This is a genomic window from Pseudomonas arcuscaelestis, from assembly GCF_016881005.1.
Lineage (GTDB): Bacteria > Pseudomonadota > Gammaproteobacteria > Pseudomonadales > Pseudomonadaceae > Aquipseudomonas > Aquipseudomonas arcuscaelestis.
Window position 1 is genome coordinate 12,218 of sequence record NZ_JACOPV010000006.1, and the last position, 22,192, is coordinate 34,409.

32 protein-coding genes are annotated in these 22,192 nt (G+C 55.3%); all 32 read left to right on the forward strand.

Features of this window, described 5'->3' with window-relative positions; all coding sequences use genetic code 11:
• The first annotated feature begins 1 nt into the window (after nucleotide 1).
• The 32 genes from rpoC (at nucleotide 2) to H8F21_RS10585 (ending at nucleotide 22,191) form a co-directional block, all read left to right on the forward strand.
• Nucleotides 2-4,201, forward strand: a complete 4,200-nt coding sequence (rpoC, locus tag H8F21_RS10430) for a DNA-directed RNA polymerase subunit beta' (RefSeq protein WP_203479706.1) — start codon at nucleotides 2-4, stop codon at nucleotides 4,199-4,201.
• A 210-nt stretch (nucleotides 4,202-4,411) separates the two neighbouring features.
• Nucleotides 4,412-4,783 (forward strand): 30S ribosomal protein S12, encoded by a 372-nt coding sequence (gene rpsL / locus H8F21_RS10435; RefSeq protein ID WP_003186084.1) that lies wholly within the window; start codon nucleotides 4,412-4,414, stop codon nucleotides 4,781-4,783.
• Nucleotides 4,784-4,903: 120 nt separating this feature from the next.
• Nucleotides 4,904-5,374 (forward strand): 30S ribosomal protein S7, encoded by a 471-nt coding sequence (gene rpsG / locus H8F21_RS10440; RefSeq protein WP_008089143.1) that lies wholly within the window; start codon nucleotides 4,904-4,906, stop codon nucleotides 5,372-5,374.
• A gap of 30 nt (nucleotides 5,375-5,404) precedes the next feature.
• Nucleotides 5,405-7,552, forward strand: a complete 2,148-nt coding sequence (gene fusA, locus H8F21_RS10445; protein ID WP_203584327.1) for an elongation factor G — start codon at nucleotides 5,405-5,407, stop codon at nucleotides 7,550-7,552.
• Nucleotides 7,553-7,583: 31 nt separating this feature from the next.
• Nucleotides 7,584-8,777 (forward strand): elongation factor Tu, encoded by a 1,194-nt coding sequence (tuf, locus tag H8F21_RS10450; protein ID WP_186519348.1) that lies wholly within the window; start codon nucleotides 7,584-7,586, stop codon nucleotides 8,775-8,777.
• A 142-nt stretch (nucleotides 8,778-8,919) separates the two neighbouring features.
• Nucleotides 8,920-9,231, forward strand: coding sequence for a 30S ribosomal protein S10 (gene rpsJ, locus H8F21_RS10455; RefSeq protein ID WP_003186070.1), 312 nt, complete (start codon nucleotides 8,920-8,922; stop codon nucleotides 9,229-9,231).
• Nucleotides 9,232-9,311: 80 nt separating this feature from the next.
• Nucleotides 9,312-9,947 (forward strand): 50S ribosomal protein L3, encoded by a 636-nt coding sequence (gene rplC / locus H8F21_RS10460; protein WP_043861931.1) that lies wholly within the window; start codon nucleotides 9,312-9,314, stop codon nucleotides 9,945-9,947.
• 12 nt (nucleotides 9,948-9,959) lie between these two features.
• A complete protein-coding gene (rplD, locus tag H8F21_RS10465) occupies nucleotides 9,960-10,562 on the forward strand; it encodes a 50S ribosomal protein L4 (protein WP_010220305.1) in 603 nt (200 codons plus the stop codon).
• Entirely contained in the window at nucleotides 10,559-10,858 is a 300-nt protein-coding gene (gene rplW / locus H8F21_RS10470) for a 50S ribosomal protein L23 (protein ID WP_010220306.1), read from the forward strand. The genes rplD and rplW overlap by 4 nt, the downstream gene beginning before the upstream one ends.
• A 14-nt stretch (nucleotides 10,859-10,872) precedes the next feature.
• On the forward strand, nucleotides 10,873-11,697 hold the full coding sequence (rplB, locus tag H8F21_RS10475; protein WP_136474255.1) for a 50S ribosomal protein L2: 825 nt from the start codon (nucleotides 10,873-10,875) through the stop codon (nucleotides 11,695-11,697).
• 16 nt (nucleotides 11,698-11,713) lie between these two features.
• Nucleotides 11,714-11,989, forward strand: coding sequence for a 30S ribosomal protein S19 (gene rpsS, locus H8F21_RS10480; RefSeq protein WP_002555486.1), 276 nt, complete (start codon nucleotides 11,714-11,716; stop codon nucleotides 11,987-11,989).
• A gap of 11 nt (nucleotides 11,990-12,000) precedes the next feature.
• Nucleotides 12,001-12,333 (forward strand): 50S ribosomal protein L22, encoded by a 333-nt coding sequence (gene rplV / locus H8F21_RS10485; protein WP_003103908.1) that lies wholly within the window; start codon nucleotides 12,001-12,003, stop codon nucleotides 12,331-12,333.
• A 13-nt stretch (nucleotides 12,334-12,346) separates the two neighbouring features.
• Nucleotides 12,347-13,033 carry a 30S ribosomal protein S3 gene (rpsC, locus tag H8F21_RS10490; protein ID WP_010220308.1) on the forward strand — a complete coding sequence of 229 codons (687 nt, stop codon included), beginning with the start codon at nucleotides 12,347-12,349 and terminating at the stop codon, nucleotides 13,031-13,033.
• A gap of 12 nt (nucleotides 13,034-13,045) precedes the next feature.
• Complete coding sequence (gene rplP, locus H8F21_RS10495) at nucleotides 13,046-13,459, forward strand: 50S ribosomal protein L16 (RefSeq protein WP_003255479.1); 414 nt, start codon at nucleotides 13,046-13,048, stop codon at nucleotides 13,457-13,459.
• Nucleotides 13,459-13,650 carry a 50S ribosomal protein L29 gene (rpmC, locus tag H8F21_RS10500; RefSeq protein WP_002555481.1) on the forward strand — a complete coding sequence of 64 codons (192 nt, stop codon included), beginning with the start codon at nucleotides 13,459-13,461 and terminating at the stop codon, nucleotides 13,648-13,650. The genes rplP and rpmC overlap by 1 nt, the downstream gene beginning before the upstream one ends.
• A gap of 2 nt (nucleotides 13,651-13,652) precedes the next feature.
• On the forward strand, nucleotides 13,653-13,919 hold the full coding sequence (gene rpsQ / locus H8F21_RS10505) for a 30S ribosomal protein S17 (protein WP_203479708.1): 267 nt from the start codon (nucleotides 13,653-13,655) through the stop codon (nucleotides 13,917-13,919).
• 23 nt (nucleotides 13,920-13,942) lie between these two features.
• Entirely contained in the window at nucleotides 13,943-14,311 is a 369-nt protein-coding gene (gene rplN / locus H8F21_RS10510) for a 50S ribosomal protein L14 (RefSeq protein WP_002555479.1), read from the forward strand.
• An 11-nt stretch (nucleotides 14,312-14,322) separates the two neighbouring features.
• A complete protein-coding gene (rplX, locus tag H8F21_RS10515; RefSeq protein WP_008374158.1) occupies nucleotides 14,323-14,637 on the forward strand; it encodes a 50S ribosomal protein L24 in 315 nt (104 codons plus the stop codon).
• A gap of 20 nt (nucleotides 14,638-14,657) precedes the next feature.
• On the forward strand, nucleotides 14,658-15,197 hold the full coding sequence (gene rplE / locus H8F21_RS10520) for a 50S ribosomal protein L5 (RefSeq protein WP_028944480.1): 540 nt from the start codon (nucleotides 14,658-14,660) through the stop codon (nucleotides 15,195-15,197).
• A gap of 13 nt (nucleotides 15,198-15,210) precedes the next feature.
• Entirely contained in the window at nucleotides 15,211-15,516 is a 306-nt protein-coding gene (rpsN, locus tag H8F21_RS10525) for a 30S ribosomal protein S14 (RefSeq protein ID WP_203479709.1), read from the forward strand.
• Nucleotides 15,517-15,725: 209 nt separating this feature from the next.
• On the forward strand, nucleotides 15,726-16,118 hold the full coding sequence (gene rpsH, locus H8F21_RS10530) for a 30S ribosomal protein S8 (protein WP_010220313.1): 393 nt from the start codon (nucleotides 15,726-15,728) through the stop codon (nucleotides 16,116-16,118).
• A gap of 12 nt (nucleotides 16,119-16,130) precedes the next feature.
• Nucleotides 16,131-16,664 carry a 50S ribosomal protein L6 gene (gene rplF, locus H8F21_RS10535; protein WP_043861928.1) on the forward strand — a complete coding sequence of 178 codons (534 nt, stop codon included), beginning with the start codon at nucleotides 16,131-16,133 and terminating at the stop codon, nucleotides 16,662-16,664.
• 10 nt (nucleotides 16,665-16,674) lie between these two features.
• The gene (rplR, locus tag H8F21_RS10540) at nucleotides 16,675-17,025 is read left to right on the forward strand and encodes a 50S ribosomal protein L18 (protein WP_203479710.1); all 351 of its coding nucleotides are present in this window, start codon (nucleotides 16,675-16,677) and stop codon (nucleotides 17,023-17,025) included.
• A 3-nt stretch (nucleotides 17,026-17,028) separates the two neighbouring features.
• Nucleotides 17,029-17,529 (forward strand): 30S ribosomal protein S5, encoded by a 501-nt coding sequence (rpsE, locus tag H8F21_RS10545; protein WP_128323184.1) that lies wholly within the window; start codon nucleotides 17,029-17,031, stop codon nucleotides 17,527-17,529.
• Between the two features lie 2 nt (nucleotides 17,530-17,531).
• On the forward strand, nucleotides 17,532-17,708 hold the full coding sequence (gene rpmD, locus H8F21_RS10550; RefSeq protein WP_010220317.1) for a 50S ribosomal protein L30: 177 nt from the start codon (nucleotides 17,532-17,534) through the stop codon (nucleotides 17,706-17,708).
• Between the two features lie 3 nt (nucleotides 17,709-17,711).
• Nucleotides 17,712-18,146 carry a 50S ribosomal protein L15 gene (gene rplO / locus H8F21_RS10555; RefSeq protein WP_010220318.1) on the forward strand — a complete coding sequence of 145 codons (435 nt, stop codon included), beginning with the start codon at nucleotides 17,712-17,714 and terminating at the stop codon, nucleotides 18,144-18,146.
• On the forward strand, nucleotides 18,147-19,478 hold the full coding sequence (gene secY / locus H8F21_RS10560; RefSeq protein ID WP_133210696.1) for a preprotein translocase subunit SecY: 1,332 nt from the start codon (nucleotides 18,147-18,149) through the stop codon (nucleotides 19,476-19,478).
• A gap of 28 nt (nucleotides 19,479-19,506) precedes the next feature.
• The gene (gene rpmJ / locus H8F21_RS10565; protein ID WP_002555468.1) at nucleotides 19,507-19,623 is read left to right on the forward strand and encodes a 50S ribosomal protein L36; all 117 of its coding nucleotides are present in this window, start codon (nucleotides 19,507-19,509) and stop codon (nucleotides 19,621-19,623) included.
• A 131-nt stretch (nucleotides 19,624-19,754) separates the two neighbouring features.
• Nucleotides 19,755-20,111 carry a 30S ribosomal protein S13 gene (gene rpsM, locus H8F21_RS10570; RefSeq protein WP_203479711.1) on the forward strand — a complete coding sequence of 119 codons (357 nt, stop codon included), beginning with the start codon at nucleotides 19,755-19,757 and terminating at the stop codon, nucleotides 20,109-20,111.
• 30 nt (nucleotides 20,112-20,141) lie between these two features.
• Nucleotides 20,142-20,531 (forward strand): 30S ribosomal protein S11, encoded by a 390-nt coding sequence (gene rpsK / locus H8F21_RS10575; protein WP_002555466.1) that lies wholly within the window; start codon nucleotides 20,142-20,144, stop codon nucleotides 20,529-20,531.
• Between the two features lie 15 nt (nucleotides 20,532-20,546).
• On the forward strand, nucleotides 20,547-21,167 hold the full coding sequence (gene rpsD, locus H8F21_RS10580; protein WP_136474260.1) for a 30S ribosomal protein S4: 621 nt from the start codon (nucleotides 20,547-20,549) through the stop codon (nucleotides 21,165-21,167).
• A 22-nt stretch (nucleotides 21,168-21,189) separates the two neighbouring features.
• The gene (locus H8F21_RS10585; protein ID WP_003186012.1) at nucleotides 21,190-22,191 is read left to right on the forward strand and encodes a DNA-directed RNA polymerase subunit alpha; all 1,002 of its coding nucleotides are present in this window, start codon (nucleotides 21,190-21,192) and stop codon (nucleotides 22,189-22,191) included.
• The last annotated feature ends 1 nt before the right edge of the window (nucleotide 22,192 follow it).

Genomic DNA, 22,192 nt, shown 5'->3' on the forward strand with positions numbered 1-22,192 from the left:
CTTGAAAGACCTACTGAATTTGCTGAAAAACCAGGGTCAAGTCGAAGAGTTCGACGCCATCCGTATCGGACTGGCCTCGCCTGAGATGATCCGTTCGTGGTCGTTCGGTGAAGTAAAAAAGCCGGAAACCATCAACTACCGTACGTTCAAGCCTGAGCGTGACGGCCTGTTCTGCGCCAAAATCTTTGGCCCAGTCAAGGATTACGAGTGCCTGTGCGGTAAGTACAAGCGCCTGAAGCACCGTGGTGTCATCTGCGAGAAGTGTGGCGTTGAAGTCGCCCTGGCCAAGGTTCGTCGTGAGCGCATGGCGCACATTGAACTGGCCTCTCCGGTTGCCCACATCTGGTTCCTGAAATCGCTGCCGTCCCGTATCGGCCTGCTGATGGACATGACCCTGCGTGATATCGAACGTGTTCTCTATTTCGAGAGCTATGTCGTTATCGATCCGGGCATGACCACTCTGGAAAAAGGCCAGCTGCTCAACGACGAACAGTACTTCGAAGCGCTGGAAGAGTTCGGTGATGACTTTGATGCCCGTATGGGTGCCGAGGCTGTCCGTGAGCTGCTGCACGCTATCGACCTGGAGCACGAGATCGGTCGCCTGCGTGAAGAAATTCCGCAGACCAACTCGGAAACCAAGATCAAGAAGCTGTCCAAGCGTCTGAAGTTGATGGAAGCCTTCCAGGGCTCGGGCAACCTGCCTGAGTGGATGGTTCTGACGGTTCTGCCGGTTCTGCCGCCAGATCTGCGTCCATTGGTTCCGCTGGATGGTGGTCGCTTCGCGACTTCCGACCTGAACGATCTGTATCGTCGGGTAATCAACCGTAACAACCGTCTGAAGCGCCTGCTCGATCTGTCCGCTCCGGACATCATCGTGCGCAACGAAAAGCGCATGCTGCAAGAAGCGGTCGACGCCTTGCTGGACAACGGCCGTCGCGGACGTGCCATCACTGGCTCGAACAAGCGTCCTCTGAAATCCTTGGCCGATATGATCAAGGGTAAGCAGGGTCGTTTCCGTCAGAACTTGCTCGGTAAGCGTGTTGACTATTCTGGCCGTTCGGTAATTACCGTAGGTCCGACCCTGCGTCTGCACCAGTGCGGTCTGCCGAAGAAGATGGCTCTCGAATTGTTCAAGCCGTTCATTTTCGGCAAGCTGGAAATGCGTGGTCTGGCGACCACCATCAAGGCTGCCAAGAAGATGGTCGAGCGCGAGCTGCCAGAGGTTTGGGACGTTCTCGCCGAAGTAATTCGCGAACACCCAGTGCTGCTCAACCGTGCACCGACCCTTCACCGTCTGGGTATCCAGGCTTTTGAACCGGTACTGATCGAAGGTAAAGCTATTCAGCTGCACCCGCTGGTCTGTGCTGCGTACAACGCCGACTTTGACGGTGACCAAATGGCCGTTCACGTGCCGCTGACGCTGGAAGCCCAGCTCGAAGCGCGCGCGCTGATGATGTCGACCAACAACATTCTGTCGCCAGCCAACGGTGAGCCAATCATCGTTCCGTCGCAGGACGTTGTACTGGGTCTGTACTACATGACCCGTGAAGCCATCAATGCTAAGGGTGAGGGTCGTGTATTTGCCGACCTGCAGGAAGTCGACCGCGTGTTCCGCGCTGGCGAGGCTGCACTGCATGCCAAGATCAAGGTTCGTATCAACGAAACCGTTAACGATCGTGATGGTGGCAGCGTCAAGAATACCCGTATCGTCGACACCACTGTCGGACGTGCGTTGCTGTTCCAGGTTGTTCCACCAGGTCTGTCGTACGACGTGGTCAACCAGCCAATGAAGAAAAAGGCGATCTCCAAGCTGATCAACCAGTGCTATCGCGTGGTTGGTTTGAAAGAGACCGTGATCTTCGCTGACCAGCTGATGTACACCGGTTTTGCCTACTCGACCATCTCTGGTGTTTCCATCGGTGTTAACGACTTCGTTATCCCGGACGAGAAAGCCCGCATCATCGGTACTGCTACCGACGAAGTGAAAGAGATCGAGAGCCAGTACGCCTCCGGCCTGGTAACCCAGGGCGAGAAGTACAACAAAGTTATCGACTTGTGGTCCAAGGCGAACGACGAAGTTTCCAAGGCGATGATGACCAACCTCTCGAAAGAGAAGGTCATTGACCGCGATGGTAACGAAGTCGAGCAAGAGTCCTTCAACTCGATGTACATGATGGCTGACTCCGGTGCTCGGGGTTCGGCAGCTCAGATTCGTCAGTTGGCCGGTATGCGTGGTCTGATGGCCAAGCCGGACGGCTCGATCATCGAGACGCCGATCACCGCGAACTTCCGTGAAGGTCTGAGCGTACTGCAGTACTTCATCTCGACTCACGGTGCTCGTAAGGGTCTTGCGGATACCGCGTTGAAAACTGCGAACTCCGGTTACCTGACTCGTCGTCTGGTAGACGTTGCCCAAGATCTGGTTGTGACCGAGATCGACTGTGGCACCGAGCAAGGCCTGCTGATGACGCCGCACATTGAAGGTGGCGATGTTGTTGAGCCGCTGGGTGAGCGTGTTCTGGGTCGAGTTATTGCCCGTGACGTATTCAAGCCAGGCACCGACGACGTTATCGTGCCGGCTGGCACCCTGGTCGACGAGAAGTGGGTTGAGTTCATCGAGCTGAACAGCATCGACGAAGTTATCGTGCGTTCGCCGATCAGCTGTGAAACTCGCTTCGGTATCTGCGCCAAGTGCTACGGCCGTGACCTGGCTCGTGGTCACCAGGTGAACATCGGTGAGGCAGTTGGCGTTATCGCGGCTCAGTCCATCGGTGAGCCGGGTACCCAGCTGACCATGCGTACGTTCCACATTGGTGGTGCTGCAAGCCGTACTTCGGCCGCCGACAGTGTCCAGGTGAAGAACGGCGGTATGGTCCGTCTGCACAACCTGAAGCAGGTTGTACGTGCCGACGGTAACCTGGTTGCCGTGTCGCGTTCCGGTGAATTGGCTATTGCCGACGAATTCGGTCGTGAGCGTGAGCGCTACAAGCTGCCGTACGGCGCCGTGATTTCGGTGAAAGAAGGTGACAAGGTCGACGCTGGCGCTATCGTGGCCAAGTGGGATCCGCACACCCACCCGATCGTTACCGAAATGAAAGGTACCGTGACCTTCGTGGGCATGGAAGAAGGCATCACGATCAAGCGTCAAACCGACGAATTGACCGGCCTGACCAACATTGAGGTTCTGGACGTCAAAGATCGTCCGGCTGCAGGCAAGGAAATCCGTCCTGCAATCAAGATGGTCGATGCCAGTGGCAAGGATCTGTTGCTGCCAGGTACCGACGTACCTGCTCAGTACTTCCTGCCGGCTAACGCCCTGGTTGGCGTGGCTGACGGTGCGCAGATCGGTGTTGGTGACGTTATCGCACGTATTCCGCAAGAAACGTCGAAGACTCGCGACATCACCGGTGGTCTGCCGCGGGTTGCTGACTTGTTCGAAGCCCGTCGTCCGAAAGAAGCCTCGATTCTGGCTGAAGTCAGCGGCACCATCGCGTTCGGTAAAGAGACCAAAGGCAAGCGTCGCTTGGTCATTACCCCGAACGACGGTACTGACCCGTACGAGGAGCTGATTCCGAAGTGGCGTCACCTGAACGTCTTCGAAGGCGAACAAGTGAACCGCGGCGAAGTTATCTCTGACGGTCCAAGCGATCCGCACGACATCCTGCGTCTGCTGGGTGTAAGCGCATTGGCCAAGTACATCGTCAACGAGATTCAAGACGTTTACCGTCTGCAAGGCGTGAAGATCAACGACAAGCACATCGAAACCATTCTGCGTCAGATGCTGCGTAAGGTTGAGATCTCCGAGTCGGGCGATTCCAGCTTCATCAAGGGCGACCAGATGGAACTGACCCACGTACTGGTAGAGAACGAGCGCCTGGGCGCTGAAGACAAGTTTGTCTCCAAGTTCACTCGTGTATTGCTGGGTATCACCAAGGCCTCGCTGTCCACCGAATCGTTCATCTCGGCGGCTTCCTTCCAGGAAACCACTCGAGTACTGACCGAGGCGGCGGTAACCGGCAAGCGCGATTACTTGCGCGGCCTGAAAGAAAACGTGGTTGTGGGTCGTCTGATCCCAGCCGGTACTGGTCTGGCATACCACAGCGAGCGCAAGCGTCGCCGTGATGCAGACAAGCCGCTGCGCGTAAGTGCCAGTGAGGTGGAAGCCGCACTGACTGAAGCGCTGAATTCCAGCGGTAACTGAAAGTAGGGCAGGGCCCCGGCTGACCCGATCTGATCATTGGCGACATACATTGTTGCCGATGACTGGAGAGGGGAGGCTGGGGCCTCGTCTTGACTGGGGGCAAGATCCTCTTTAGACTCTTGTACCCCTAAATTTGGTGGGACTTCGTCCTGCCAATTTTTGCTTTTCTTGCAAGACAATAGCGTCGCAAGACAACAGTGGAGCTAGTAGATGGCAACTATCAACCAGCTGGTACGTCAGCCGCGTAAGCGTATCGTCGAGAAATCCGACGTTCCTGCGCTGCAGAACTGCCCGCAACGTCGTGGCGTGTGCACCCGTGTGTACACTACTACGCCGAAAAAACCTAACTCGGCACTGCGTAAAGTATGCCGTGTGCGTCTGACCAACGGTTTCGAGGTTTCCTCGTACATCGGTGGTGAAGGCCACAACCTGCAAGAGCACAGCGTCGTACTGATCCGTGGCGGTCGTGTAAAAGACTTGCCAGGTGTTCGTTACCACACCGTTCGCGGTTCCCTGGATACCTCCGGCGTTAAAGGTCGTAACCAAGGTCGTTCGAAGTACGGTACCAAGCGTCCGAAGTAATCGGTCGTTTGTAGCAGTTTGCAGTTATTCATTTTATTGAGTCGATAAGAGTAAGGTCGGGCACGAACCCTGTGGGTTCACTGTCCCGGGCTAACCTGAAGACCGTTTGAGGGCTTATCAATGCCAAGACGTCGTGTAGCAGCCAAGCGTGAGATTCTGGACGATCCAAAATACGGAAGCCAGATCCTCGCCAAGTTCATGAACCACGTGATGGAAAGCGGCAAGAAGGCCGTTGCCGAGCGTATCGTTTACGGTGCGCTGGACAAGGTCAAAGAACGCAAGAACAGCGACCCCCTGGAAATCTTCGAGAAAGCTCTCGACGCCATCGCTCCGCTGGTCGAAGTTAAGTCGCGCCGTGTTGGCGGTGCCACTTACCAGGTTCCTGTTGAAGTTCGTCCATCCCGTCGTAACGCCCTGGCAATGCGCTGGTTGGTAGACTACGCCCGTAAGCGTGGCGAGAAGTCCATGGCTCTGCGCCTGGCTGGCGAGCTGCTGGATGCCGCTGAAGGCAAAGGTGCTGCAGTCAAGAAGCGTGAAGACGTACACCGTATGGCCGAAGCCAACAAAGCGTTCTCGCACTACCGCTTCTAATTCAAGCATCAATCTTTTTGCGAGGGCTCTATGGCTCGTACTACACCAATCAACCGCTACCGTAACATCGGTATTTGCGCGCACGTTGACGCGGGCAAAACTACCACTACCGAGCGGATCCTGTTTTACACAGGCCTGAGCCACAAAATGGGCGAGGTGCATGACGGCGCCGCGACCACCGACTGGATGGTGCAGGAGCAGGAGCGGGGTATTACCATTACCTCCGCTGCTGTTACTACCTTCTGGGAAGGCTCCCGTGGCCAGTATGGCAAATACCGCGTAAACGTCATCGATACTCCGGGCCACGTTGACTTCACCATTGAAGTAGAACGTTCGCTGCGCGTACTCGATGGCGCTGTCGTTGTATTCTGCGGTACTTCTGGCGTTGAGCCGCAGTCCGAAACCGTATGGCGTCAAGCCAACAAGTACGGTGTTCCACGTGTTGTCTACGTGAACAAGATGGACCGTGCTGGCGCTGACTTCCTGCGCGTTGTTGGTCAGATCAAGAACCGCCTGGGTCACACCCCGGTTCCTGTTCAGCTGGCCATCGGTTCGGAAGATAACTTCCAGGGTCAGGTCGACCTGATCAAGATGAAGGCTATCTACTGGAACGACGACGACAAGGGCACAACATATCGCGAGGAAGAAATTCCTGCTGAAATGCTGAGCCTGGCTGAAGAGTGGCGCGCCAATATGGTCGAAGCCGCTGCAGAAGCCAACGAAGAGCTGATGAACAAGTACCTTGAAGAAGGTGAGCTGAGCGTCGACGAAATCAAGGCAGGCCTGCGCGCGCGCACCCTGGCCAGCGAGATCGTTCCGGCTGTCTGCGGTTCTTCCTTCAAGAACAAGGGCGTTCCACTGGTTCTCGATGCTGTTATCGACTTCCTGCCTGCTCCTACCGAGATTCCTGCGATCAAGGGTATCCACCCTGACTTGATCGAGAAGCCGAAGGAAGAGCTGACCGAAGGCGACTACGACGAGCGTCATGCTGACGACAATGAGCCGTTCTCGGCTCTGGCGTTCAAAATTGCTACTGACCCGTTCGTGGGTACCCTGACTTTCGTGCGCGTTTACTCGGGCATGCTGCAGTCTGGCGACTCCGTGATCAACTCGGTCAAGGGCAAGAAAGAGCGCGTTGGTCGTATGGTGCAGATGCACGCCAACCAGCGTGAAGAAATCAAAGAAGTACTGGCAGGCGATATCGCTGCTCTGATCGGCATGAAGGACGTCACCACCGGTGACACCCTGTGCAACGCCGACAAGCCGATCATCCTTGAGCGTATGGACTTCCCGGAGCCTGTGATCTCGGTAGCTGTTGAGCCGAAGACCAAGCAAGACCAGGAAAAGATGGGTATCGCACTGGGCAAACTCGCTCAGGAAGACCCGTCGTTCCGCGTCAAGACCGACGAAGAAACCGGCCAGACCATCATCTCCGGTATGGGTGAGCTTCACCTGGACATCCTCGTTGACCGTATGAAGCGAGAGTTCAACGTCGAAGCCAACATCGGTAAGCCGCAGGTTTCCTACCGCGAGCAGATCACCAAAGACAACGTCGAAATCGAAGGTAAGTTCGTTCGTCAGTCTGGTGGTCGTGGTCAGTTCGGTCACTGCTGGATTCGCTTCTCGCAGCCGTCCGTGGATGCGCAAGGCAACATCACCGAAGGTCTGGAATTCACCAACGAAGTTGTTGGTGGTGTGGTTCCTAAGGAATACATCCCGGCGATCCAGAAGGGTATCGAAGAGCAGATGAAGAACGGCATTGTTGCCGGCTATCCGCTGATCGGCCTGAAGGCTACCGTGTTTGATGGTTCTTACCACGACGTCGACTCCAACGAGATGGCGTTCAAGGTGGCGGCCTCCATGGCGACTAAGCAACTGGCTGCCAAAGGCGGCGGTAAAGTGCTTGAGCCGATCATGAAGGTAGAAGTTGTGACCCCTGAGGACTACATGGGTGACGTGATGGGTGACCTGAACCGTCGTCGTGGTCTGATCCAGGGTATGGAAGATTCGGTGTCCGGCAAGGTTGTCCGTGCTGAAGTTCCGCTCGGAGAAATGTTCGGTTATGCGACCGACGTTCGTTCCATGTCTCAGGGTCGCGCGAGCTACTCCATGGAATTCTCCAAATACGCCGAAGCTCCGTCGAATATCGTCGAAGCGCTCGTTAAAAAACAAGGCTGATTCAGCCCCTTTAGGCTAGGAGTTCACTGTCGTGGCTAAAGAAAAATTTGATCGTTCCCTCCCGCACGTCAACGTTGGCACCATCGGTCACGTTGACCACGGTAAAACCACTCTGACTGCAGCTCTGACTCGCGTCTGCTCCGAAGTTTTCGGTTCGGCCGTTGTTGACTTCGACAAGATCGACAGCGCTCCAGAAGAGAAAGCTCGTGGTATTACCATCAACACCGCGCACGTCGAGTACAACTCGAAGATCCGTCACTACGCTCACGTTGACTGCCCAGGTCACGCTGACTATGTGAAGAACATGATCACCGGTGCTGCCCAGATGGACGGCGCAATCCTGGTTTGTTCGGCCGCTGATGGTCCGATGCCACAAACCCGTGAGCACATCCTGCTGTCCCGTCAGGTTGGCGTTCCGTACATCGTGGTCTTCCTGAACAAGGCTGACCTGGTAGACGACGCTGAGCTGCTGGAACTGGTTGAGATGGAAGTTCGCGACCTGCTGTCCACCTACGACTTCCCAGGCGACGACACTCCGATCATCATCGGTTCTGCTCGTATGGCTCTGGAAGGCAAAGACGACAACGAGATGGGCACCACTGCCGTCAAGAAACTGGTTGAAACTCTGGACAGCTACATCCCAGAGCCAGAGCGCGCTATCGACAAGCCGTTCCTGATGCCAATCGAAGACGTATTCTCGATCTCGGGTCGTGGTACCGTTGTTACCGGTCGTATCGAGCGTGGTATCGTCCGCGTTCAGGATCCACTGGAAATCGTTGGTCTGCGTGACACCACCACCACTACCTGTACTGGTGTTGAGATGTTCCGTAAGCTGCTGGACGAAGGCCGTGCTGGCGAGAACTGCGGCGTTCTGCTGCGTGGTACCAAGCGTGACGACGTTGAGCGTGGTCAGGTTCTGGTTAAGCCAGGTTCGGTTAAGCCGCACACCAAGTTCACCGCAGAAGTTTACGTTCTGAGCAAGGAAGAAGGCGGCCGTCATACTCCGTTCTTCAAAGGCTACCGTCCACAGTTCTACTTCCGTACTACTGACGTGACTGGTAACTGCCAGCTGCCAGAAGGCGTAGAAATGGTAATGCCAGGTGACAACATCCAGATGGAAGTTACCCTGATCAAGACCATCGCGATGGAAGACGGTCTGCGTTTCGCTATCCGTGAAGGCGGTCGTACCGTCGGCGCCGGCGTCGTAGCCAAAATCATCGAGTAATCGTTGATCGCTTAAAAAGGCCCCCGCTCAGCGGGGGCTTTTTTATTGGGTTGACACTCAGTGGGGGCCTCTATAGAATCACGCCTCCTTTTAACGGGCGTAGTGCGCCCGGTGGGAATAGCAGCCTGGAGTCTGAAATCCAATGCAAAATCAGCAAATCCGTATCAGGTTGAAGGCTTTTGACCATCGCCTGATCGACCAATCCACCCAGGAAATCGTGGAAACCGCGAAACGTACTGGTGCTCAAGTGCGTGGTCCAATTCCACTGCCTACCCGTAAAGAGCGGTTCACCGTTCTGGTCTCCCCGCACGTCAACAAAGACGCGCGTGACCAGTACGAGATCCGTACTCATAAGCGCGTTCTGGACATCGTCCAGCCAACGGATAAAACCGTTGATGCTCTTATGAAGCTTGATCTTGCGGCCGGTGTGGAAGTGCAGATCAGCCTCGGCTAAGACACGGTCTTAGTCGTGTAACGCTCTGAAATGGGCGGCCATAGCGGGTGAAAGCCCCGTACACTCATGAGGTTTACAACATGACTATTGGTGTAGTCGGTCGTAAATGCGGTATGACCCGTATTTTCACCGAAGAAGGTGTCTCCATTCCGGTCACGGTCATTGAGATCGAGCCGAATCGCGTCACCCAGTTCAAAACTGAAGAAACCGATGGCTATCGTGCAGTGCAAGTCACTGTCGGCGAGCGTCGTGCTTCGCGTGTGACTGCTGCTCAAGCAGGTCACTTCGCTAAAGCGAACGTTGCCGCGGGTCGCGGTGTCTGGGAATTCCGTCTTGAAGAAGGCGAGTACCAGGCTGGCGACTTGATCAACGCTGAAATCTTCGCTGCTGGCCAAATGGTAGATGTTACCGGCCAGTCCAAGGGTAAAGGCTTTGCCGGTACCATCAAGCGTTGGAATTTCCGCGGTCAAGATAACACCCACGGTAACTCCGTCTCCCACCGCGTCCCGGGCTCTATCGGCCAGTGCCAGACTCCTGGTCGTGTATTCAAGGGCAAGAAAATGTCCGGTCACATGGGCGCCGAGCGCGTGACCGTTCAGTCCCTGGAAGTAGTGCGCGTCGACGCTGAACGCAATCTGTTGCTGGTCAAGGGTGCCGTTCCTGGCGCTACTGGCGGCAATCTGGTTGTGCGTCCGGCTGCCAAGGCTCGCGGTTAAGGGGAAGCTGACATGCAACTAAATGTAAATGACGCTCAAGCGATCGAAGTTTCCGAACTGACTTTCGGCGGCGAATTCAACGAGACGCTGGTTCACCAAGCAGTCGTGGCCTACATGGCCGGCGGCCGTCAGGGCACCAAGCAGCAGAAAACCCGCTCCGACGTTGCTGGTGGCGGTAAGCGCCCATGGCGTCAGAAAGGTACTGGTCGTGCTCGTGCCGGTACTATCCGTAGCCCAATCTGGCGTGGCGGCGGTACCACTTTCGCAGCTCGTCCGCAGGATCACTCGCAGAAGCTCAACAAGAAGATGTACCGCGCAGCAATGCGTTCCATCCTCGCTGAGCTGGTGCGTACCGACCGTCTGGTCGTGGTTCAGGACTTCGCTGTCGAAGCGCCGAAAACCAAAGATCTGCTGAACAAGCTGAATGGCATGGGTCTGAGCGACGTACTGATCGTTTCTGACGCTGTTGATCAGAATCTGTACCTGGCTGCTCGTAACCTGCCGCACGTCGACGTACGTGACGTACAGGGTTCCGATCCGGTCAGTCTGATCGCATACGACAAAGTGTTGATCACTGTGTCGGCCGTGAAGAAATTCGAGGAGCTGCTGGGATGAACCAGGAACGCGTATTTAAAGTCCTCCTTGGCCCGCACGTTTCCGAGAAGGCTACCGTTCTGGCTGAGAAAAAAGGCCAGTTCGTATTCAAGGTTGCTACTGATGCAACCAAGCTGGAAATCAAGAAAGCTGTCGAAGGCCTGTTCGGCGTAAAAGTCGAAAACGTGTCGACCGTAAACGTTCTGGGTAAAACCAAGCGTACCGCACGTGGTCTGGGCAAGCGTAATGACTGGAAGAAAGCGATCGTTTCGCTTCAGCCAGGCCAAGATCTCGATTTCAGCAGCAGTGCTGAGTAAGGAAGGGGTGCATCATGGCAATCGTTAAATGCAAACCGACTTCCCCTGGCCGCCGTTTCGTGGTCAAGGTGGTCAACAAGGAGCTGCATAAAGGCGCTCCTCACGCACCGCTGCTCGAGAAAAAATCGAAGTCTGGTGGTCGTAACAACAATGGCCGCATCACTACTCGTCACGTAGGTGGTGGTCATAAGCAGCATTACCGTATGGTCGATTTCCGTCGCAACGACAAAGATGGCATCATCGCCACTGTCGAGCGCATTGAATACGATCCAAACCGTACTGCTCACATCGCACTGCTGTGCTACGCAGACGGCGAGCGCCGCTACATCATTGCCCCTAAAGGCGTGAGTGCTGGCGACCAGCTGATCGCAGGCGCACTGGCTCCAATCAAGCCAGGCAACTCCCTGCAACTGCGCAACATCCCAGTGGGTAGCACCATTCACGGCATCGAACTGAAGCCGGGCAAAGGTGCACAAATCGCTCGTTCCGCTGGTGCTTCGGCTCAGCTGATCGCTCGCGAAGGTGTCTACGTGACCGTGCGTCTGCGCTCTGGTGAGATGCGTAAAGTCCTGGCTGAATGCCGTGCGACCCTGGGTGAAGTCTCGAACTCCGAGCACAGCCTGCGTTCGCTGGGTAAAGCTGGTGCTAAACGCTGGCGTGGCGTTCGCCCAACCGTTCGTGGTGTTGCCATGAACCCGGTTGACCACCCACATGGTGGTGGTGAAGGTCGTACCTCCGGTGGTCGTCATCCGGTATCGCCATGGGGCTTCCCGACTAAGGGCGCGAAGACTCGTGGTAATAAGCGTACCGACAATATGATCGTCCGTCGTCGCAAGTAAATAGAGGGATACGACAGTGCCACGTTCTCTGAAAAAAGGTCCTTTTATCGATCTTCACCTACTGAAGAAGATCGAAGTGGCGGCGGAGAAGAACGATCGCAAACCAGTTAAAACCTGGTCGCGTCGTTCGATGATCCTGCCACAAATGGTCGGTCTGACCATCGCGGTACATAACGGTCGCCAACACGTCCCAGTTCTCGTGAACGAAGACATGGTCGGCCATAAACTGGGCGAGTTTGCCGGTACCCGCACTTATCGTGGGCACGTGGCTGACAAGAAAGCCAAGCGTTAAGGGGTAAGGAAATGGAAGTAGCCGCTAAGTTGTCGGGCGCTCGAATCTCCGCCCAGAAAGCCCGCTTGGTCGCCGACCAGATCCGCGGGAAGAAGGTGGGCGAAGCGCTCAACCTGTTGGCTTTCAGCAGCAAAAAAGCCGCTGAAATCATGAAGAAAGTCCTCGAGTCGGCCGTAGCCAACGCCGAGCATAACGAAGGCGCAGACGTTGATGACCTGAAGGTCTCCACCGTTTTCGTCAACGAAGGGCGTTCGCTGAAGCGCATCATGCCGCGTGCCAAAGGCCGCGCTGATCGCATCGTCAAGCGGTCTTGCCATATCACTGTCAAGGTTGCGGACAAGTAACGGAGTCGATCAGATGGGTCAGAAAGTACATCCCACTGGCATTCGCCTGGGAATCGTCAAGGAGCACACCTCCGTCTGGTACGCAGACGGTCGGACTTATGCGGACTATTTGCTCGCAGATCTGAATGTGCGTGAGTACCTCCAAGACAAACTAAAAAGCGCGTCCGTTAGCCGTATCGATATCCATCGTCCGGCTCAAACTGCACGCATCACCATCCACACCGCTCGTCCAGGTATCGTTATCGGGAAGAAAGGTGAAGATGTTGAGAAACTGCGTCAGGACCTGACCAAGCAAATGGGTGTGCCTGTGCACATCAATATCGAAGAGATCCGCAAGCCGGAACTCGACGGTATGCTGGTAGCTCAGAGCGTAGCTCAGCAGCTGGAGCGTCGTGTTATGTTCCGTCGCGCCATGAAGCGCGCCGTACAGAACGCCATGCGTATTGGTGCCAAGGGCATCAAGATCCAGGTGAGCGGTCGTCTCGGCGGTGCTGAAATCGCACGTACTGAATGGTATCGCGAAGGTCGTGTGCCACTGCACACCCTGCGTGCTGACATCGACTATGCCACTTACGAAGCTCACACCACTTACGGTGTGATCGGTGTGAAGGTTTGGATTTTCAAAGGCGAAGTTATTGGTGGTCGCCAAGAAGAACTGAAACCACAAGCACCAGCGCCTCGTAAAAAAGCTGCTAAGTAAGGGGTACGCCAAATGTTGCAACCAAAGCGTACAAAATTCCGTAAGCAGATGACTGGCCACAACCGTGGTCTGGCACTGCGCGGTAGCAAAGTCAGCTTCGGCGAGTTTGCTCTTAAAGCTGTTGCTCGCGGTCGTCTCACCGCTCGCCAGATCGAATCGGCACGTCGTGCCCTGACTCGTCACGTAAAACGTGGCGGCAAGATCTGGATCCGTGTATTCCCGGACAAGCCGATCTCCAAGAAGCCTCTCGAAGTGCGGATGGGTAAAGGTAAGGGTTCCGTGGAGTACTGGGTTGCCCAGATCCAGCCAGGCAAAGTCCTGTATGAGATCGAGGGTGTTTCTGAAGAGCTGGCGCGTGAGGCTTTCGCCTTGGCGGCTGCAAAGCTGCCTCTCGCCACCTCCTTTGTTAAGCGGACGGTGATGTGATGAAAGCGAATGAACTTCGTGAAAAATCAGCACAGCAGCTGAACGAGCAACTGCTCGGCCTGCTGCGCGACCAGTTCAATCTGCGTATGCAGAAAGCAACTGGCCAGTTGGGGCAGTCGCACCTGCTCTCGCAAGTTAAGCGTGACATCGCTCGCGTGAAAACTGTGCTCAACCAGCAGGCAGGTAAGTAATCATGGCTGAAGTTGAAAAAACTGTCCGTACGCTGACTGGCCGTGTCGTCAGCGACAAGATGGACAAAACCATCACCGTATTGATCGAGCGTCGCGTAAAGCACCCGATCTACGGTAAATACGTTAAGCGTTCGACTAAGCTGCACGCGCACGACGAAACCAATCAGTGCCACATCGGCGACAAGGTCTCCATCCGCGAGACTCGTCCGCTGGCCAAGACCAAAGCTTGGGCACTGGTTGAAGTTCTCGAACGCGCTGTTGAAGTCTAAGGGCTAGGGGTCGGAGAAATTTTATGATTCAGACTCAATCCATGCTCGATGTGGCCGATAACAGCGGCGCTCGTCGCGTCATGTGTATCAAGGTGCTCGGCGGTTCCCACCGCCGTTACGCCGGTATCGGTGACATCATCAAGGTAACCGTTAAGGAAGCAATTCCTCGCGGTAAAGTGAAGAAAGGCCAAGTGATGACTGCTGTTGTAGTCCGCACTCGCCACGGTGTCCGTCGCGCTGACGGCTCCATCATCCGCTTTGATGGCAATGCTGCTGTTCTGCTGAACAACAAGCAAGAGCCGATCGGCACCCGTATCTTTGGGCCAGTGACCCGTGAACTTCGTACTGAGAAGTTCATGAAGATCGTCTCGCTCGCCCCAGAAGTGCTGTAAGGAGATCCGACATGCAAAAGATTCGTCGTGACGACGAGATCATCGTGATCGCCGGCAAAGACAAAGGTAAGCGCGGTAAGGTGCTCAAGGTTCTCGCTGACGACCGTCTGGTCGTTGGTGGGATCAACCTGGTGAAGCGTCATACCAAGCCTAACCCGATGTCGGGCGTACAAGGCGGTATCGTCGAGAAAGAAGCGCCACTGCACGCTTCCAACGTCGCCATTTTCAACGGCGAAACCAACAAGGCTGACCGCGTTGGTTTCAAAGTAGAAGAAGGCAAAAAAATTCGTGTCTTCAAGTCGACCCAAAAAGCGGTTGATGCTTGAACACTGCTAGGTAGAAGACCATGGCACGACTGAAAGAGATTTATCGGAAGGAAATTGCTCCTAAGCTTAAGGAAGAACTTAAGCTTGCGAACGTGATGGAAGTTCCGCGCGTTACCAAGATCACCCTGAACATGGGTCTGGGCGAAGCTGTCGGCGACAAAAAAGTCATCGAACACGCTGTTGCTGACCTGGAGAAAATCACCGGTCAGAAAGCCGTTGTGACTTTCGCTCGGAAATCCATCGCGGGCTTTAAAGTCCGTGAGGGCTGGCCGATCGGCGTTAAAGTTACTCTGCGCCGTGATCGTATGTATGAATTCCTGGACCGCCTGCTGGCGATCTCCCTGCCTCGGGTTCGCGACTTCCGCGGCCTGAATGCCAAGTCCTTCGATGGTCGTGGTAACTACAGCATGGGCGTGAAAGAGCAGATCATCTTCCCGGAAATCGACTACGACAAGATCGATGCTCTGCGCGGTCTGGACATTACCCTGACCACCACTGCCAAGAACGATGACGAAGGCCGCGCTCTGCTGCGTGCTTTCAAATTCCCGTTCCGCAACTGATTGGAGTAGGAAAATGGCCAAGAAGAGCATGAAAAACCGTGAGCTGAAGCGTCAGCTCACTGTTGCCAAGTACGCCAAGAAGCGTGCTGAGCTGAAAGCGATCATCGTTAATCTGGAAGCAACTCCAGAAGAGCGTTTTGCCGCTGTCGTAGCTCTGCAGAAGCAGCCACGTGACGCTAGCGCCTCGCGCATGCGTAACCGCTGCCGCATCACCGGTCGTCCACACGGCGTTTACCGCAAGTTCGGCCTCGGCCGTAACAAGCTGCGTGAAGCAGCAATGCGCGGTGACGTTCCAGGTCTGGTTAAAGCCAGCTGGTAAGACGTACCGGCAGCGTCCAGGTGGCGGAAGAGCAATCTTCCGACCACCGGTGACATTGCATCGAAACAAGCCCCTTCTGGGGCTTGTTTCGTTTCCGGGATCTGTCTAGAATGACCGGCTCTCCTGAGCCCGGGTTTTTTCGCCTGGATCGCTTGGGAGACTGTAGTAGCCGAGAGGCTAATTTTTCTTGTATCAGGAGCGTCTAGCCCATGAGTATGCAGGACCCGTTAGCGGACATGCTAACTCGCATCCGTAATGCCCAGATGGCTGAAAAGTCCGTCGTAAGCATGCCTTCGTCGACTTTGAAGGTTGCGGTTGCCAAAGTTCTGAAAGACGAAGGTTACATCGCTGGCTACCAAGTCAGCAGCGAAGTGAAACCATCGCTTTCTATCGAGCTTAAATACTTCGAAGGCCGTCCGGTCATCGAGGAAGTCAAGCGCGTAAGTCGTCCAGGCCTGCGTCAGTACAAGTCCGTCGAAGAACTGCCGAAAGTACGTGGCGGTCTGGGCGTGTCTATCGTCTCCACCAACAAAGGTGTGATGACTGATCGTGCTGCGCGCGCTGCCGGTGTCGGCGGCGAAGTTCTCTGCACAGTGTTCTAAGGGGGGATAAGCATGTCTCGCGTCGCTAAGAACCCCGTTAAGCTGCCAGCTGGCGTCGAAGTTAAATTCGTCGGCCAACAGCTTTCGGTGAAGGGTGCCAAGGGCACTCTCGAACTGAACGTTCACTCGTCCGTAGAAGTCGTTGAAGAAGCTGGTGAGCTGCGTTTTGCTGCTCGCAATGGCGATCAACAAACTCGCGCTATGGCCGGTACTACCCGTGCCCTGGTTAACAACATGGTCCAAGGCGTAAGCCAAGGCTTCGAGCGTAAGCTCCAGCTGGTCGGTGTTGGTTACAAAGCTCAGGCTAAAGGCACTGTGCTGAACCTGGCGCTGGGCTTCTCGCATCCAGTGGATTACGAATTGCCTGAGGGCATCACCGCTGAGACCCCAAGCCAGACCGATATCCTGATCAAGGGTATCGATAAGCAGCTGGTAGGTCAGGTGGCCGCTGAAATCCGCGACTTCCGTCCACCAGAGCCGTACAAAGGCAAGGGTGTGCGTTACGCGGACGAAGTCGTCCGTCGTAAAGAAGCCAAGAAGAAGTAGGGCCTAGCAAATGACCGACAAAAAAGTTACTCGACTGCGTCGCGCTCGCAAAGCACGCCTGAAAATGCACGAACTCGAAGTCGTGCGTCTCTGCGTGTATCGCTCCTCGCAGCACATCTATGCCCAGGTCCTTTCGGCCGACGGCAGCAAAGTCCTGGCCAGCGCCTCGACTTTGGACAAAGAACTGCGTGATGGCGCCACTGGCAACATCGACGCGGCAACTAAGGTTGGCAAGCTGGTAGCTGAGCGCGCGAAAGCCGCCGGTGTATCTCAAGTTGCCTTTGACCGTTCTGGCTTCAAGTATCACGGCCGCGTCAAGGCGCTGGCTGATGCTGCTCGTGAAGGCGGACTGGAGTTCTAAGTTATGTCAAATAACGATCAAAAGCGCGACGAAGGTTACATCGAGAAGCTGGTTCAAGTTAACCGCGTTGCCAAAACCGTAAAAGGCGGCCGTATCTTCACCTTCACCGCGTTGACCGTGGTTGGTGATGGTAAAGGTCGTGTTGGTTTCGGCCGCGGCAAGTCGCGCGAAGTACCAGCCGCGATCCAGAAAGCCATGGAAGCTGCTCGTCGCAACATGATTCAGGTTGACCTGAACGGCACCACTCTGCAGTACGCCACCAAGTCCGCCCATGGCGCGTCGAAGGTGTACATGCAGCCTGCCTCTGAAGGTACCGGTATCATCGCTGGTGGCGCAATGCGTGCTGTCCTGGAAGTTGCTGGTGTTCAGAACGTCCTGGCCAAGTGCTACGGCTCGACTAACCCTGTAAACGTGGTTCACGCCACTTTCAAGGGTCTGAAGGCTATGCAATCTCCTGAATCCATTGCTGCCAAGCGCGGCAAGAGCGTCGAGGAGATCCGCTGATCATGGCTACCGTTAAAGTAACGCTGATCAAAAGCACCGCCGGCCGTCTCCCTAACCACAAACTGTGTGTTAAGGGTCTGGGTCTGCGCCGCATCGGTCACACTGTAGAAGTCCTGGATACTCCCGAGAATCGCGGGATGATCAACAAGGCTTACTACATGCTGCGCGTCGAGGGTTAATCGATGAAACTCAATGATCTGAGTCCAGCGCCGGGTTCCCGTCGCGAGAAGCATCGTCCGGGTCGTGGTATCGGTAGTGGTTTGGGTAAGACTGGTGGCCGTGGTCACAAAGGTCAAACCTCCCGCTCCGGTGGCACCATCGCTCCAGGCTTTGAAGGCGGTCAACAGCCGCTGCACCGTCGTCTGCCGAAGTTCGGCTTCGTTTCGCTGAAAGCCATGGATCGCGCCGAAGTGCGTCTGTCCGAGCTGGCTAAAGTGGAAGGCGACGTTGTCACCGTGCAATCCTTGAAGGATGCCAACGTGATTAACCAGAACGTTCAGCGTGTGAAAATCATGCTGTCGGGCGAAGTTACTCGCGCAGTCACCATCAAGGGTATCGCAGCCACCAAAGGTGCGCGTGCGGCTATCGAAGCAGCTGGCGGCAAGTTCGAGGAATAAATGGCTAAGCAAGGTGCTCTCTCTTCGCTCGGCAAAGGCGGGATGTCTGAACTTTGGGCTCGTCTGCGTTTTCTGTTCCTGGCGATCATCGTCTATCGGATAGGCGCACACATCCCAGTTCCAGGTATCAACCCGGACCGGCTGGCGGAACTGTTTCGACAGAATGAGGGGACCATTCTTAGCTTGTTCAACATGTTTTCCGGCGGCGCGCTGGAACGGATGAGCATCTTTGCACTGGGGATCATGCCGTACATTTCGGCATCGATCATCATGCAACTGATGACCGCCGTAAGCCCGCAGCTGGAGCAGTTGAAGAAGGAAGGTGAAGCTGGCCGTCGTAAGATTAGCCAGTACACCCGCTACGGCACCGTAGTCCTGGCGCTGGTCCAGGCCATTGGCATGTCCATTGGTCTGGCCGGTCAGGGCGTTGCGTTTTCTGCTGACTTTGGCTTCCATTTCGTTGCAGTGTCCACTTTTGTGGCCGGTGCGATGTTCATGATGTGGCTGGGTGAGCAGATCACTGAGCGCGGTGTAGGCAACGGTATCTCGATGTTGATCTTCGCAGGTATCGTCGCCGGTCTTCCGAGAGCAATCGGACAGTCTTTCGAGTCTGCACGTACGGGCGATATCAATATTTTCGCTCTGGTTGCTATCGGTTTGCTGGCAGTAGCGATTATCGGTTTTGTGGTGTTCATTGAGCGTGGTCAGCGTCGTATCGCCGTTCACTACGCCAAGCGTCAGCAGGGCCGTAAGGTTTTTGCTGCGCAGACCAGCCACTTGCCGCTGAAAGTGAACATGGCGGGCGTTATTCCTGCCATTTTCGCGAGCAGCATCTTGCTGTTCCCGGCTTCGCTGGGTGCCTGGTTCGGTCAGTCCGAAGGTATGGGCTGGTTGCAGGACATCTCGCAGTCGATCGCTCCTGGTCAGCCGTTGAATATTCTGCTGTTTAGTGCAGGGATTATTTTCTTCTGCTTCTTCTATACGGCGTTGATGTTCAATCCGAAAGACGTAGCGGAGAACCTGAAGAAGTCCGGTGCCTTTATTCCGGGTATCCGTCCTGGTGAGCAGTCTGCGCGCTACATTGATGGCGTTCTGACTCGTTTGACCATGTTCGGTGCTCTTTATATGACGGCCGTCTGTCTGCTTCCCCAGTTCCTGGTGGTTGCGGCAAACGTTCCGTTCTACCTTGGCGGGACCTCGTTGCTGATTGTGGTAGTGGTTGTGATGGACTTCATGTCCCAAGTACAATCGCACCTCGTTTCGCACCAGTACGAATCCCTGATGAAGAAAGCCAACCTGAAAGGCTACGGCGGCAGCGGTTTGCTGCGCTGATAGACCCTTAAGGTTCGAGGAGTTGGTGATGAAAGTTCGTGCATCGGTGAAAAAGCTGTGCCGTAACTGCAAAATTATTCGCCGCGAAGGTGTCGTTCGAGTAATTTGCAGCGCGGAACCACGTCACAAGCAGCGCCAAGGCTGAGTGTGATCTGCGCTACAAGCCCAGCAGCTAGTGCGCTGCTGGGTTGATTAATTGTTTCTACAGCGATATTATCTCGCGCCCTATTTCTTGGCTTCCGGGGCGTAGGTAGCTGTCAATTGGAGTCCCACTGAATGGCCCGTATTGCAGGCGTCAACATTCCAGATAACAAGCACACTGTTATCTCGCTGACCTACATCTATGGTGTTGGTCGCACTACTGCACAGAAAATCTGTGTAGAGACTGGGGTAAACCCAGCCGCAAAGATCAAGGATCTGAGCGACGAGCAGGTTGAATCGCTGCGTACTGAAGTTGCGAAGTACATCACCGAAGGTGATCTGCGTCGTGACGTCAACATGAAAATCAAGCGGTTGATGGACCTGGGTTGCTACCGCGGCCTGCGTCATCGTCGGGGTCTGCCAGTACGCGGTCAGCGTACCAAGACCAATGCGCGTACCCGAAAGGGCCCGCGTAAGCCGATCCGCAAGTAATCGCACCAGCGAATCGACAGGAATTTAGAAATGGCAAAACCTGCTGCTCGTCCTCGTAAAAAAGTCAAAAAGACAGTGGTTGATGGCATCGCCCACATCCATGCGTCTTTTAACAACACCATCGTGACCATCACCGATCGTCAAGGTAACGCTCTGTCCTGGGCTACCTCCGGCGGTTCGGGTTTCCGCGGTTCTCGCAAGTCCACCCCGTTCGCTGCTCAAGTAGCTGCTGAGCGTGCTGGTCAAGCTGCGCTGGAATATGGTCTGAAGAACCTCGACGTTAACGTCAAGGGTCCAGGTCCAGGTCGTGAGTCCGCTGTTCGTGCTTTGAACGGTTGTGGCTATAAGATCGCCAGCATCACCGACGTGACGCCAATCCCGCATAACGGGTGCCGTCCGCCGAAGAAGCGCCGCGTGTAATCAGGAGACAGATAAATGGCACGTTACATTGGTCCAAAATGCAAACTGTCTCGTCGTGAAGGCACCGATCTGTTCCTGAAGAGCGGCGTTCGCGCTCTGGAATCGAAGTGCAACATCGAAGCAGCCCCAGGTATCCACGGCCAGCGCCGTGGCCGTCAGTCCGACTACGGCACCCAGCTGCGTGAGAAACAAAAAGTACGTCGCATCTATGGCGTTCTCGAACGTCAGTTCAGCGGTTACTACAAGGAAGCAGCCTCCAAGAAGGGTGCTACCGGCGAGAACCTGCTGCAACTGCTCGAGTGCCGTCTGGATAACGTCGTTTATCGTATGGGCTTTGGCGCTACTCGTGCCGAATCCCGTCAGCTGGTTTCGCATAAAGCGATCAGCGTTAACGGCAAGACTGTAAACATTCCGTCCTACCAAGTTCGTCCGGGTGACGTGGTCGCGGTTCGCGAGAAGTCGCTGAACCAGCTGCGCATTGTTCAAGCCCTTGAACTTTGCGCCCAGCGTGGCCGCGTTGAGTGGGTAGATGTGGATACTGCCAAGAAGTCGGGCGTTTTCAAGAACGTTCCAGCTCGCAGTGACCTCTCCGCCGACATCAACGAAAGCCTGATTGTCGAGCTCTACTCCAAGTAAGGGCTAGAAAATAGGTGCATCCATGCAGATTTCGGTAAATGAGTTCCTGACGCCCCGCCATATTGATGTGCAGGTCGTCAGTCCAACCCGCGCTAAAATCACGCTCGAGCCTCTCGAGCGTGGCTTTGGCCATACCCTGGGCAACGCGCTGCGACGCATCCTGTTGTCCTCAATGCCCGGCTGTGCAGTAGTCGAGGCCGAGATTGACGGTGTACTCCATGAGTACTCGGCAATCGAAGGTGTACAGGAAGACGTCATTGAAATCCTGTTGAACCTGAAAGGCCTGGCTATCAAACTGCACGGTCGTGACGAAGTTACGCTGACCTTGTCGAAAAAGGGTTCGGGGGTGGTTACCGCTGCCGATATTCAGCTGGATCATGATGTCGAGATCGTTAATCCCGATCACGTAATCGCTAACCTGGCGTCTAACGGCGCCCTGAACATGAAGCTCACCGTAGCTCGTGGTCGTGGTTATGAACCGGCCGATTCGCGTCAGAGCGATGAAGACGAAAGCCGCAGCATTGGTCGCTTGCAGCTTGACTCTTCGTTCAGCCCGGTTCGCCGTATCGCATACGTGGTGGAAAACGCCCGTGTCGAGCAGCGTACCAACCTGGACAAGCTGGTTATTGATCTGGAAACCAACGGTACCCTGGATCCTGAAGAGGCTATCCGTCGTGCCGCAACCATTCTGCAACAGCAGTTGGCTGCGTTCGTCGACCTCAAAGGTGACAGTGAGCCAGTGGTAGTCGAACAGGAAGACGAGATCGATCCGATCCTGCTTCGTCCGGTTGACGATCTGGAATTGACCGTGCGTTCGGCCAACTGCCTTAAGGCGGAGAACATTTACTACATCGGCGATCTGATTCAGCGCACCGAAGTAGAACTGTTGAAGACTCCGAACCTGGGCAAGAAGTCCCTGACTGAAATCAAGGACGTTCTGGCCTCCCGTGGTCTGTCCCTCGGCATGCGCCTCGACAACTGGCCGCCTGCAAGTCTTAAGAAAGACGACAAGGCGACTGCCTGAT